Annotated in this window: 10 protein-coding genes; 7 read left to right on the forward strand and 3 right to left on the reverse strand. The window is 68.0% G+C overall.

Annotation, left to right across the window (positions count from 1 at the left end):
- The first annotated feature begins 36 nt into the window (after nt 1–36).
- A complete protein-coding gene (locus tag CDO87_RS01200) occupies nt 37–618 on the forward strand; it encodes a TIGR02281 family clan AA aspartic protease (RefSeq protein WP_100927067.1) in 582 nt (193 codons plus the stop codon).
- Nucleotides 619–884: 266 nt separating this feature from the next.
- Here the strand turns inward: CDO87_RS01200 and CDO87_RS01205 are convergent, their stop codons facing one another.
- On the reverse strand, nt 885–1304 hold the full coding sequence (locus CDO87_RS01205) for an Rrf2 family transcriptional regulator (protein ID WP_198521798.1): 420 nt from the start codon (nt 1302–1304) through the stop codon (nt 885–887).
- 110 nt (nt 1305–1414) lie between these two features.
- On the opposite strand from CDO87_RS01205, the gene CDO87_RS01210 reads away from it, so the two are divergent.
- Nucleotides 1415–2479: an alpha/beta fold hydrolase gene (locus CDO87_RS01210; RefSeq protein WP_198521799.1), complete on the forward strand. Its 1065-nt coding sequence runs from the start codon at nt 1415–1417 to the stop codon at nt 2477–2479.
- Between the two features lie 313 nt (nt 2480–2792).
- On the opposite strand, the gene CDO87_RS01215 is transcribed toward CDO87_RS01210, so the two are convergent.
- Together CDO87_RS01215 and CDO87_RS01220 are read right to left on the reverse strand one after the other, a co-directional pair.
- Nucleotides 2793–3251, reverse strand: coding sequence for a DNA polymerase III subunit chi (locus CDO87_RS01215; RefSeq protein WP_100930792.1), 459 nt, complete (start codon nt 3249–3251; stop codon nt 2793–2795).
- Between the two features lie 88 nt (nt 3252–3339).
- Complete coding sequence (locus tag CDO87_RS01220) at nt 3340–4806, reverse strand: leucyl aminopeptidase (RefSeq protein WP_100927069.1); 1467 nt, start codon at nt 4804–4806, stop codon at nt 3340–3342.
- Between the two features lie 198 nt (nt 4807–5004).
- Between CDO87_RS01220 and lptF the strand changes: the two genes are divergently transcribed.
- From lptF to pdxA, 5 genes are all read left to right on the forward strand, one after another.
- Entirely contained in the window at nt 5005–6135 is a 1131-nt protein-coding gene (lptF, locus tag CDO87_RS01225; protein WP_100927070.1) for an LPS export ABC transporter permease LptF, read from the forward strand.
- Nucleotides 6132–7226, forward strand: a complete 1095-nt coding sequence (lptG, locus tag CDO87_RS01230; RefSeq protein WP_100927071.1) for an LPS export ABC transporter permease LptG — start codon at nt 6132–6134, stop codon at nt 7224–7226. The genes lptF and lptG overlap by 4 nt, the downstream gene beginning before the upstream one ends.
- The gene (locus CDO87_RS01235; RefSeq protein ID WP_100927072.1) at nt 7223–9487 is read left to right on the forward strand and encodes an LPS-assembly protein LptD; all 2265 of its coding nucleotides are present in this window, start codon (nt 7223–7225) and stop codon (nt 9485–9487) included. Before lptG ends, CDO87_RS01235 begins: the two co-directional genes overlap by 4 nt.
- Complete coding sequence (locus tag CDO87_RS01240; RefSeq protein WP_100927073.1) at nt 9478–10713, forward strand: peptidylprolyl isomerase; 1236 nt, start codon at nt 9478–9480, stop codon at nt 10711–10713. Before CDO87_RS01235 ends, CDO87_RS01240 begins: the two co-directional genes overlap by 10 nt.
- Before the next feature lie 194 nt (nt 10714–10907).
- Nucleotides 10908–11852 carry a 4-hydroxythreonine-4-phosphate dehydrogenase PdxA gene (gene pdxA, locus CDO87_RS01245; RefSeq protein WP_254698451.1) on the forward strand — a complete coding sequence of 315 codons (945 nt, stop codon included), beginning with the start codon at nt 10908–10910 and terminating at the stop codon, nt 11850–11852.
- Nucleotides 11853–11899 lie beyond the last annotated feature (47 nt).

Here is an 11899-nt window from a genome sequence, read left to right on the forward strand (position 1 = left end):
GCCTACATTGAAGGGACGCAGGCACAGGGACCCGACATGACGCCCGACCAGACCGGCCACACGCTCTTTCTCGGGCTCCTCGGCTTCGCCGTGCTCGCGTGGTTCTGGATGAACTACCGCCGCGCGCCGGGCCGCGGCGTGCAGACCCTTATGGGCTGGGCGCTGCTCTTCGTCGGCATTCTCGCCGCCGCCGGGCTCTGGCAGGATGTGCGCGGCGGGCTCGACCAGCGGCAGGCGGTGTTCTCCGGCGACGGCCGGATCGAGATCCCGCGCGGCTTCGACGGCCATTACTACGTGACGCTCGAGGTCAACGGATCGCCCATCCGCTTCGTCGTGGACACCGGCGCCTCGGGCGTGGTGCTGACCAGAACCGCCGCCGAGGAGGCCGGCCTGCACCCCGAGGACCTCGCCTTCTACGACATGGCCCAGACCGCCAACGGCACGGTGCAGACCGCGCCGGTCACGCTGGACAGCGTGTCGCTCGGGCCCTTCCTGGACCGCGGGGTCCGGGCCTATGTGAACGACGGGCAGATGATGGATTCGCTCCTGGGCATGGATTACCTCGCCCGCTTCGACCGGCTGGAGATCTCCGGCGGCCGAATGATCCTCGAACGCTGAACCGGCGTGTCACATGCCGTGCGTTCTTGGCTCTTCCAGTCGGGCTTTCTGAATTTTGACAGGGTGCCGCGCCAGTCAATTCCTAATTAGATGCCAAACACTTCCGACCCAATCCGGACCCCGGGTGCGGCACAGGAACGCGGACAAAGCCGTCAATGTCAGGACGGCAACCCATCCGTCTCTCGTCTCCCTGCTATTCCACAGGTCGGGGCAGAACTGATGGCCACTCTGTTCGCGACAAATCAAAACCCTTGCCGACATCATGGTCAGGACGCCGTCTTCGCGGCGTTGGCGATGTCCGCAAGAGTGGTTGCCGCGTAACGGTTCAGCATCATCTCGGTGACGGCATCATCGACGTCAGCCAGTGCGACGTTGACCGCTGCCTCGACGGGGCATCCCGGATGGTCGTGGGCCGCGCCACCGACGTTTATCCCCGGGCGATCCAAGGCATCGAAGACGTCCCGCAAGGTCATGGCGTCAAGCGATTTGACAACGCGCCAGCCGCCGCCCGGCCCTTTTGACGTTTCAACCAACCCGCCATCGCGCAAGCCTGCCAACATCCGGCGCACCACGACTGGGTTCGTCGTGAGCATCTGAGCAATTTCGGCCGATGACATGACCCTGTCGCGCAGAGCCATGTGGATCAAGACGTGCAGCACACGTGGAAAACGGCCATCGCGATTCACATTTTGCCTCATAGCGTAACAGACTGAGTTACATTCTATGTGCAACCCTCTATATGTAACAATACACGTTACACAATGGGACTGCCACCATGAACCGCCGGACTGCCGTCATGAAATTGACAATCCTCCCGCTCATCGCACTGGGTTTGCCCGCAGGTGCACCCAGTCAGTTAAAAGGAACAGATGATATGACCGACATGCCGTATCGGGACGTCGAAGCAAACGGATTGCTGATGCGGATCGCGGATCGGGGGACCGGTCCCGTAGTGCTGCTCTGCCATGGATTTCCGGAAACAGCCTATGCTTGGCGACATCAGATCGAGGCGCTCTCGGCGCAGGGTTATCGCGTGATCGCCCCCGATCTGCGGGGCTTCGGCGGAACTGACGCTCCGGAAACCGTCGAAGCCTATGCACTCCAGATGCTGGTCGGCGACATGGTGGCGTTGCTTGACGAGCTGGGTGTGGCGACGGCTGTCATCGTCGGCAACGACTGGGGCGCCACTCTGACATGGCAGGCCGCCCTTTTGCGCCCTGACCGGTTCAAAGCCGTTGCCGCAATCGGCGTGCCCATGATGGGGCAGCCGCCGGTGCCGCCGACGCAGATTTTTCCGGCGACGGATGAAGCCCTCTTTTACACGCTCTATTTCCAGGAGCCCGGCATCGCAGAGGCCGAGTTCGAACAGGATGTGCGCACAACCCTTCTGAAGATTTTCCACGCGGCCTCCGGAGAAGCCGGTCCGCGGCAGCCGGGTGATGCAACGCCCAACCCGTTTGCGATGGTGTCGCGTCAGATTGGTCTGCTTGCACCATTGCCGATGCCTGCCCGGACACCAAACTGGTTGACCCCGACGGATCTGGAGGCGTTCGTAGCCGACTACACAAGAAGCGGTTTCAGAGGCCCTCTGAACCTTTACCGCAATCTGGACCGCAACTGGCACCTTCAGAAAGCATTTGCCGGCCGAACCGTGGAGGTGCCGGCGCTCTACATCGCGGGAAGCCGCGACACGGGGCTGGCAATACCCGGCATGAGAGAAATCATTGCAGGACAGAGCGAGCTTGTTCCGCAACTGCGCGATCCCGTCTTTCTGGATGGTATTGGCCATTGGGTGCCGCAGGAACGACCCGATGCGGTGAATGATGCCTTGCTGACCTTCCTCGCAGATGTCGCGCAATGATCGCGATCAGAACAAGATCCGATCCATGCCGGCGATTTGCGCTCTTTCAGGCTGGCAACATGCGCCGCAATTCAGGAATTCGGTAATTCGGGCTCGATCCTGCCGCTCGCGGCATTCTTCACGAATGACCGCTCGGCCCCTGTCTTGGACTTCGGACCTGGCGCCGCGCTCCGGATCAGCGATGCGAAACCAGAAGCCGGTCTTGCCTGGCATCTGGCACCGGCGCCCGCACGATTTTAGAAGAAAATCGTGCACGCCCCCGGCCCCAACGCGCGGCAATCACGATTTTCGAAGAAAATCGTGCAGCGCCCGCTCAGGCCTCGGCCTTCTTCTCCCAGCGTCCGGACTCTTCGGACCAGTATTGCGCCTTGCACCCGGCCGAGGTCAGCGCCTTCCACTGGCCGCGCGCGGCCTGCACCGCCGCGCCGTCGCCGCCGTCGAAGAGGATGCACACCCGCTCCAGCGCCTCGGTCTCCTCGGGGCGGATCTCCGCCCCGTCCACCGCGATCAGGCAGGAGGGCGCGTTCGGCGCCTCCAGCGCCGTGGTCAGCAGCACCGGCTGATCCGCGTCGAACTTCCCGCCCGCCAGCCCGTGCGGCAGGAAGCCCTCTTCCGGCTCCAGCCACAGCTTCGCGTCGAGCCAGTCGAGCCGCGCCGGATCTGTGCCGCGCACCGCCACCCGCCAGCCGCGCTCCAGCGACTTGGTCAGCAGCATGCCGAGCGTCACCTCCAGCGGCTGGCGCGTGAGGTGGTAGAAGAAGACCGCGCCCATCATCAGGCCTCCATCGACCAAAACCGGGCGCAGCACACCACGCGCGCGCCCGGCGGGATATGTGCAGCCAACGGCGGCACGCCCCGGATCACTCCGTCTCGAACTTGTCGCGCACCAGCCGGTCGAGCGACATGACACCCCAGCCGGTCGCCCCCTTCGGCGCCAGCGCGGTGTCGGCGCTCACCTGCGCCACGCCCGCGATGTCGAGGTGGATCCAGGGGGTCCCCTCCTTCACGAAGCGCCGCAGGAACTGCGCCGCGGTGATGGAGCCCGCGGGCCGACCGCCGATGTTCTTCATGTCGGCCTTCTGGCTCTTGAGCATGTCGTCGTAGGCCTTGCCCATCGGCATCCGCCACGCGCCCTCGCCCTCGGCCTCCGCCGCCTTCAGGAAATCCCCGGCAAAGGCGTCGTCGTTCGAGAAGACCGCGGCGTTCTCGTGTCCCAGCGCGATGATGCAGGCGCCGGTCAGCGTGGCGAGGTCGACGATGGCCGCCGGCTTCTCGCTCTCCTGCGCGTGCCAGAGCACATCCGCCAGCACCAGCCGCCCCTCGGCATCGGTGTTGATGACCTCGATCGTGTCGCCCTTCATCGAGGTCACGATGTCGCCCGGACGCTGCGCGCGGTCCGAGGGCATGTTCTCCACGAGGCCCACCATGCCGACCACGTGCGCCTTCGCCTTGCGCAGCGCCAGCGTCTTCATCACGCCCGAGACCACGCCCGCGCCGCCCATGTCCATGGTCATGTCTTCCATGCCCGCGGCGGGCTTCAGCGAGATGCCCCCGGTGTCGAAGACCACGCCCTTGCCGATCAGCGCCAGCGGGGCGCCCTCCGCGCCCTTCCAGCGCATCACGACGACCTTGGACGGCATCGCCGAACCCATGCCGACGCCCAGCAGCGCGCCCATGCCCAGTTCTTCGAGCTTGTCCTCGTCCAGCACCTCGACCTCCAGCCCGAGGTCGCGCAGCGCCTCCAGCCGGTTGGCGAATTCCACCGTGCCCAGCACGTTGGCCGGTTCCGACGTCAGGTCGCGGGTGAAGGCCACGCCCTCGGCCACGGCCTTGACGGCGGCAAAGGCGCCTTCCGCCTCCTCGACCGATTTCACCATCAGGGTGGCGGCGCCCAGCGGGTCCTCCGCCTTCGACTTGCGGGCGGTGAAGGCATAGCCGCGCAGAGCGATCCCGAGGCCCATCTGCGCCACGCGCTTGGTGCCATCGACGACCACGGTCAGCTCCTTCGATCCGGCGGCCTTGGCGAGTGCGGCTCCGGCCTTGCGGGCCTCCGTCACCGAGGGGCGGCGCGGCAGCTTCACCACCAGCGCCACGTCCGCCGCCATGCCCACGGGCCAGGCCAGTGCCATCGCCTCGCCCGCGCCCAGCTTCTCGAAGGCCTCGCTGTCCAGCGCCCGCTTCACCGCGCCCTTGGTCAGCCGGTTCAGCCGCCGCGCGCCCGGGCCCATGGTGCCCTCGGCAGGCACCAGCACCGCCACGGCGCCCGCCGCCCCGGCCAGCGCTTCGAGGTCGGTCTCGGCAAAACGGATGTCGCGCAGCTCTGTCATCTTGGGTTCTCCTTGTCGTGTGCTGAGGGGCAGCCTCCGCCGGCCCCGGCCCCGCACGGTCCGCGCGGGCGTCGTTGAGCGTGTCCTTGCCCAAAAGACCTAGCCGCGCCCGCCGCGGAAGGCCAGAGCCACCTTCCCCCCGCCTGACCTTTCGCCTAGACTGCCCGCCAACCAGAAAGGACCGGGGGGTTACACGGCGTGCAGAGATTCGACAGATATGTTCTGTCGCAACTGATGGTGCTTTTCGGATTTTTCGCGCTCGTGCTTGTGTCCGTCTACTGGGTGAACCGCGCCGTGGTGCTGTTCGACCGGCTCATCAACGACGGCCATTCCGCCCGCATCGTGCTGGAGTTCACAGCCCTGTCGCTGCCCGCGGTGATCGCGCTCGTGCTGCCGATGGCTAGCTTTGCCGCGGCGGTCTACGTCACCAACCGGCTGTCCGGCGATTCCGAGCTGACCGTGGTCAAGGCCACCGGCTTCTCGCCCTGGCGGCTGGCGCGCCCGGTGCTGGTCTTCGGCCTCACCGTCACCCTGATGATGAGCGTCCTGACCCATGTCCTCGTGCCGCAGTCGCTGAAACAGCTCCGGATGCGCGAACAGGAACTGTCCAGCTCCGTCTCGGCGCGGCTCCTGCGCGAAGGCACCTTCCTGCATCCCTCGAAGGGCATCACCTTCTACATCCGGGACATCACCCCCGAGGGCACGCTGCAGGACGTGCTCCTGTCGGACCGGCGCCAGCCGGATCGCGACATCATCTACACCGCCGACCGCGCCTACCTGATCCGCGACGACGAGGGGCCGAAGATGGTCATGCTCGCCGGTCTCGCGCAGACCATGGACATGACCGAGATGCGGCTGTCGACCACCAACTTCTCGGACTTCACCTACGACCTGACCGGGCTGATCACCGCCAGCCCCCAAAAGCGCCGCAAGCTCGACGCGATCCCCACCACGGAACTGCTGTTCAACACCGACGGCATCGCCGTCGAAACGGGGGAGGAAACCGGCGAGGTGCTGGAAGAGGCGCACATCCGCTTCCAGGGGCCGCTGCTCTGCGTCGTGGCGGCGCTGATCGGCTACTCCGCCTTGATGGTCGGCGGCTTCTCGCGCTTCGGCGTGACCCGGCAGATCGTCTTCGCCATCTTCCTGCTCGTGGTGGTGAAACTGGTCGAAAGCGCGGTCACCGACCCCGTGGTCCGCTACCCCAAACTCTGGCCGCTGATCTATGCCCCGAGCGCGACCGGCCTCGCCTTCACGTGGGCGCTGCTCTGGCAGGCCTCCCGGCCCTTCCGGCCGAAACGCATCCGCACGACGGAGGCCGCCGCGTGACCCTGCACGTCTACTACGCCCGCCGCTTCCTCTGGCTGTTCCTGAGCATCTTCGCCGTCTTCGCGCTGTTCCAGGGGCTGCTCGACCTGATCGACGAACTGCGCCAGCTGGGCGATGAGGTCAGCTTCGGCGAAACCCTGCAACTGGTCATCCTCAAGCTGCCCGAAGGCCTCTACGAGATCCTGCCGCTGGTGATGATCCTCGCCACGGTGGCGATGTTCATCGGGCTGGCACGGTCCTCCGAGCTGGTGGCGACCCGCGCCGCCGGACGTTCGGGCCTGACCGCGCTCATGGCACCGGCCACGGTGGCGCTGCTGATCGGCGCGCTCATCGTCGCCATGATGAACCCGATCGTCGCCGCCACCTCCAAACGCTACGCCGACCTGCGCGAGGCATACGAGTCCGGCAACACCTCCGCCGTGTCCTTCGGGCCGGAGGGCCTCTGGCTGCGGCAGGGCGGCGAAGACGGCCAGTCGGTGATCCGTGCCGCTCGCGCCAACCCGGAAGCGACAGAGCTTTTCGACGTCTCCATCGTGACCTACGCGCCCGACGGCGGCCCGGCCATGCGCATCCAGGCCGAAAGCGCAGCCCTCGCCGAAGGCGCGTGGCACCTGACCGACGCCAAGGCATGGCCGCTGACCCCCGGCCTCAACCCCGAGCTCGGCGCGCGCATCCACGACGAGTACGAGCTGCCCTCCACCCTCACCCGCGAAAGCATCCGCGACAGGTTCGGGCGGCCCTCGGCGGTCGCGATCTGGGACCTGCCGCAGTTCATCGCCGGGTTGGAAGAGGCCGGTTTCTCTGCCCGCCGCCACATCGTATGGTATAACATGGAGCTGGCCCGACCGCTGTTCCTCGTGGCCATGGTGCTGGTCGGCGCGGCCTTCACCATGCAGCCGACACGGCTTGCGCGCACCGGACTTGCCGTGCTCTCTGCGGTGCTGCTTGGATTCGGGCTTTATTACGTGCGAAGCTTCGCGCAGATCATGGGCGAAAACGGCCAGCTCGCCCCGGTTGTCGCGGCATGGGTGCCCCCCATCGCCTCGGTCCTGCTGGCCCTGGGACTGGTCCTGCACATGGAGGACGGATGACACGAGGAAGACGCATCGTGCCGCTTCTGCCGCTGGCCACGCCCCCGGCGGGGCAATCGCCCCGTGCGCTGACGCGCGCCGCCCTCCGCGCCGCGGCCTGTGCCGCGCTCTGGCTTGCGCCCCTGCCCGCCCTCATGACGACGGCCGCCCCTGCCGCCGCCCAGCAGGCGACGGAGGAAGAAGAGGCGCCCGCGCTCCTCGTGGCCGACAACGTCTTCATCGACGGAGAGGAGACGCTGGTCGCCACCGGCAACGTCGAGGCGCTGCAAGGCACGACCCGGCTGACCGCATCGGCGATCACCTACGACCGCGCCAACGACAAGCTCTCGATCACCGGACCGATCCGCATCACCGATCCCGAACAGGGCGTCATCATCCTCGCCTCCGAGGCAGAGCTGGACGAGGGCTTCCGCAACGGTCTCCTGAAGGGCGCGCGCATGGTCATCGACCAGCAGATGCAGCTTGCCGCGGTCGAGGCGCAGCGCGTCGACGGCCGCTACACGCAGCTGCGCCGCGTCGCCGCGACCTCCTGCCAGGTCTGCGGCAAGAACCAGGTGCCGCTCTGGCAGATCCGCGCCGCCCGCGTGGTGCACGACCAGGAAGAGCGCCAGCTCTACTTCGACGACGCGCAGATCCGCCTGCTCGACGTGCCCGTATTCTGGCTGCCGCGCCTGCGCCTGCCCGACCCGACGCTCGACCGGGCGCGCGGCTTCCTGTTCCCGACCTTCACGTCCTCGACCCTGCTGGGTTTCGGCGTGAAGGTGCCGTACTTCATCCCCATCGGCGACCATCAGGACCTGACGCTCGCGCCGCACCTGACGACGAAATCCCGCACGCTCGAATTCCGCTACCGCCGCGCCTTCCGCAGCGGGCAGCTGACGCTGACCGGGGCGCTGTCCTCCGACAGCTTCCGGGACGAGCAGGTGCGCGGCTACCTCTTTGCCGACGGCGTCTTCAGCCTGCCGCGCGACTACACGCTGACCTTCGCGCTGCGCTCCGTCTCGGACGAGGCCTACCTCAACGACTATTCGATCCAGAACAGCGACCGTCTGGCCAGCACCGTGACCCTGGCCCGGGTGCGCACCGACCGCCGCATCAGCTTCGGCCTGACCAGCTACCAGACCCTCCGCCAGTACGAGGCGAACGCCACACAGCCCGGGCTGACCGCCTCCATGCACACCGACCGGCGGTTCCTGTGGTCGCGCGTGCCGGGCGAATTCCGCCTGTCGCTCGAAGCCAGCGGCCTCTACCGCGAAAGCAAGCTCGACGTCGACAGCGACGACGCCGACAACATCACCGACGGCCGCGACACCGCGCGGCTCAACATCGACGGCAGCTGGCGCGAGCGCTGGACCATGGGCCCCGGCTTCCGGCTGGGTCTCGAAGGCCATCTCTGGGTCGACCACTACATCACCGACCAGGACGCCGCCGTGCCCGACCGGATCACCCGCGTCACCCCAGGCGCCTCGGTGGAACTGCGCTGGCCGCTCCAGCGCAAGGGCATGAACGGCGGCCGCACCCTCCTCGAGCCTGTGGCGCAGATCGGCTGGGTCGGCGGATCGCGCGCGAAGAACGCCAACGAGGAATCGACCCGCGTCGAGTTCGACGAGGCCAACCTGCTCTCGCTTTCCCGCTACCCCGCCGCCGACCGTCGCGAGCACGGCATGACCTTTGCCGCGGGCGTGCGCTGGCTGCACGAGGCGCCGGGCGGCTGGTCCGCCGCGCTGACCATGGGCCGCCTCTGGCGCGAGGACATCGACTCGGAATTCACCCGGTCCTCCGGTCTCGACAGCCTCGAAAGCGACTGGCTCATCGCCGGGCGCTTCGCCAACCCGCTGGGCATCACGCTCACCGCGCGCGGCCTGCTCGACGAGGACAACCGCTTCACCAAGGCCGAGGCGCGCGCCGGCTGGTCCAACACCCGCATGGACCTCGGCGCCTCCTACGTGCTGCTGGTCACCGATCCCGACGAGCTTCGGGACAAGGCCGTTTCCGAATGGACCTTCGACGGGCGCTACCGTGTGACCCGCCACTGGGAGACCTCGACCGAGGTTCGGTACGATCTTGCCGACCGGCGCCTTGACCGCGTGGGCCTCGGCTTGCAATACCGCAATGAATGCATCCAGGTAGACGTCGGGGCGACACGCGAATTCGCCTCGGCCACCAACCTGGAGCCGTCCACGGACATCCAACTGACCGTCGCGCTGCACGGCTTCGGCGCCGACGACAGTGCCAAGGAGTATCGCCGCATATGTCGCTGAAAACCTCTCTCACCGCCGCGTCGCTTGCGCTCGGCATCGCCATTGCCGCTGCGCAGGGCACCCCCGTTGCGGCACAGAGCCTCTTCTCGCCCGTCGTCATCGTGAACGAGCAGGTCATCACCGGCTACGAGCTGGAACAGCGCAAGCGGATGCTCCAGGTCATGCGGGCGCCCGGCGACCTGAACAAGGTGGCACGCGAACAGCTCATCGACGACCGCCTGCGCCTGCAGGCCGCCCGCGACGCCGGCATCCAGCCCTCCCCCGAGGAGATCCTCGACGGGATGGAGGAGTTCGCCAGCCGCGCCAGCCTGACCCGCGAACAGTTCACCCAGGCGCTGGCACAGGCCGGCGTCGACGAGGAAACCTTCCGCGACTTCGTGCGCGCGGGCGTCTCCTGGCGGATGCTGGTGCAACAGCGTTTCGCCGGGCGCGCCAGCGTATCCGACGAAGAGGTCGACCGCGCCCTCGAGGGCCAGAACGGCACCTCCAACGTGCGCGTCCTGTTGTCCGAGATCATCATGCCGATGCCCCCGGGCCAGGAAGAGGTCGTCCGCGAACGGGCCGAGCGCATCGCGCAGCTCGACGACACCGGCGCCTTCTCGGCGCAGGCGCGGCGCTTCTCCGCCACCGCCTCGCGCGGGGCGGGCGGGCAACTGCCGTGGCGCTCGCTGTCGGAACTGCCGGGGCCGCTGCAACCCATCGTGCTTGGCCTTGCGCCCGGCCAGGTCTCCGACCCGATCCCGCTGCAGGGCGCCATGGCGCTCTTCCAGCTCCGCGCCATCGAAGAGGGCGAATACCAGTCGCCCCCGACCGCCGCCGTGGAATACGCCGCCTATTACATCCCCGGCGGACGCACGCCCGAGAACCTCGCCAAGGCGCAGGGCATCGCCGACCGAACCGACCGCTGCGACGACCTCTACGGCGTGGCCAAGGGCCAGCCGCCGGAAGTGCTCGACCGCGGCACGCTGCCGGTGAACGAGATCCCCACCGACATCGCCTACGAGCTGTCGAAACTCGACCCGGGCGAGGTGTCGACCGCGCTGACCCGCGCGGACGGCCAGACGCTGGTCCTCCTGATGCTCTGCGGCAGGACCGCCGGGATCGCCAAAGACGAAGGCCCCGACCGCGAACAGGTCTTCGGCTCCCTGCGCAACCAGCGCATCGGGCAGCTTGCCGAAGGTTACCTGTCGCAGCTCCGCTCCGACGCCACGATCGTCAACCAATGACGCGGCGCGGGACGGGGACCGGCAACGCCCTGGGCGAGACGGCGGAAAAGGTCGATCCCGTAACCTCCCCGGGCGCCAGCGAGGCGCCCGACGGCGGCGAGACGACCATGGTCCGGCAGGCGTCCTCCGACCCGGTCCCGGACCCGGAGTCCCGACAGACCGACAAGGCCAAGGCGCCCACCGCCCCCATCGCCATGAGCTGCGGCGAACCCGCGGGCATCGGCCCTGAGCTGGCCGAACGCGCCTGGGAGATCCTCGGCGACAGCCTGCCGTTCTTCTGGATCGGCGAGCCGTCGCACCTGCCCGGAACCGTCCCCCATGTCCTGCTGGGCGATCCCGGCGAGGCGGTGGAGGCCGCGTCGCGCGGACTGCCCGTGCTGCCGCTGCCCATGCCCGGCCCCCGCGTCCCGGGCGAGCCGCAGGCGGCCCATGCCCCCGGCGTGATCCAGTCCATCGAGGCGGGCGTGCGCCACGTGCTCGATGGCCAGGCCGCCGCGCTCTGCACCCTGCCGATCCACAAGCAGGCGCTGGCCGAGGGGGCGGACTTTGCCTATCCCGGCCACACCGAGTTCCTGGCCCACCTGGGCGGGGTCGACGAGGTGGTCATGATGCTGGCCTCCGACCGCCTGCGGGTGGTGCCGGTGACCATCCACATCGCGCTGGCCGACGTGCCCGCCGCCCTGACACCCGAACTGCTGGATCGCCGCATCCGCATCACCCACGACGCGCTGGTGCGCCAGTTCGGCGTCGACCAGCCGGTGCTGGCGGTGGCGGGGCTGAACCCCCACGCCGGCGAAGGCGGCCGCATGGGGCGCGAGGACATGGAGCTGATCGCGCCGGTGCTGGCAAAGCTGCGCGCCGAGGGCATGCTGCTGAACGGCCCGCTGCCCGCCGACACGATGTTCCACGCCCGCGCGCGCGAGGACTACGACGCCGCGATCTGCATGTACCACGACCAGGCGCTGATCCCGATCAAGACGCTGGACTTCGACGAAGGGGTGAACGTCACGCTGGGCCTGCCCTTCGTGCGGACCTCGCCGGACCACGGCACCGCCTTCGACATCGCGGGCACCGGCATCGCCAACCCGACCTCGACCATCGCCGCGCTGCGCATGGCTTCCCGGCTGGCGCGCGGCTGAAGGCCCCGGCGGCAGGCCCCGGCTGTGGGGTGGTCTGCTTGCGCCGC

Origin of the sequence: Sagittula sp. P11 (assembly GCF_002814095.1) — a bacterium.
In the GTDB taxonomy this organism is placed as follows: domain Bacteria; phylum Pseudomonadota; class Alphaproteobacteria; order Rhodobacterales; family Rhodobacteraceae; genus Sagittula.

What these genes read in the sequence shown, in the direction of transcription:
- CDO87_RS01240 (WP_100927073.1), top strand. Translation starts at nt 9,478, where the DNA reads ATGTCGCTGAAAACCTCTCTCACCGCCGCGTCGCTTGCGCTCGGCATC.
- CDO87_RS01235 (WP_100927072.1), top strand. Translation starts at nt 7,223, where the DNA reads ATGACACGAGGAAGACGCATCGTGCCGCTTCTGCCGCTGGCCACGCCC.
- CDO87_RS01220 (WP_100927069.1), bottom strand. Translation starts at nt 4,806, where the DNA reads ATGACAGAGCTGCGCGACATCCGTTTTGCCGAGACCGACCTCGAAGCG.
- CDO87_RS01200 (WP_100927067.1), top strand. Translation starts at nt 37, where the DNA reads ATGACGCCCGACCAGACCGGCCACACGCTCTTTCTCGGGCTCCTCGGC.
- CDO87_RS01210 (WP_198521799.1), top strand. Translation starts at nt 1,415, where the DNA reads ATGAAATTGACAATCCTCCCGCTCATCGCACTGGGTTTGCCCGCAGGT.
- pdxA (WP_254698451.1), top strand. Translation starts at nt 10,908, where the DNA reads ATGAGCTGCGGCGAACCCGCGGGCATCGGCCCTGAGCTGGCCGAACGC.
- CDO87_RS01215 (WP_100930792.1), bottom strand. Translation starts at nt 3,251, where the DNA reads ATGGGCGCGGTCTTCTTCTACCACCTCACGCGCCAGCCGCTGGAGGTG.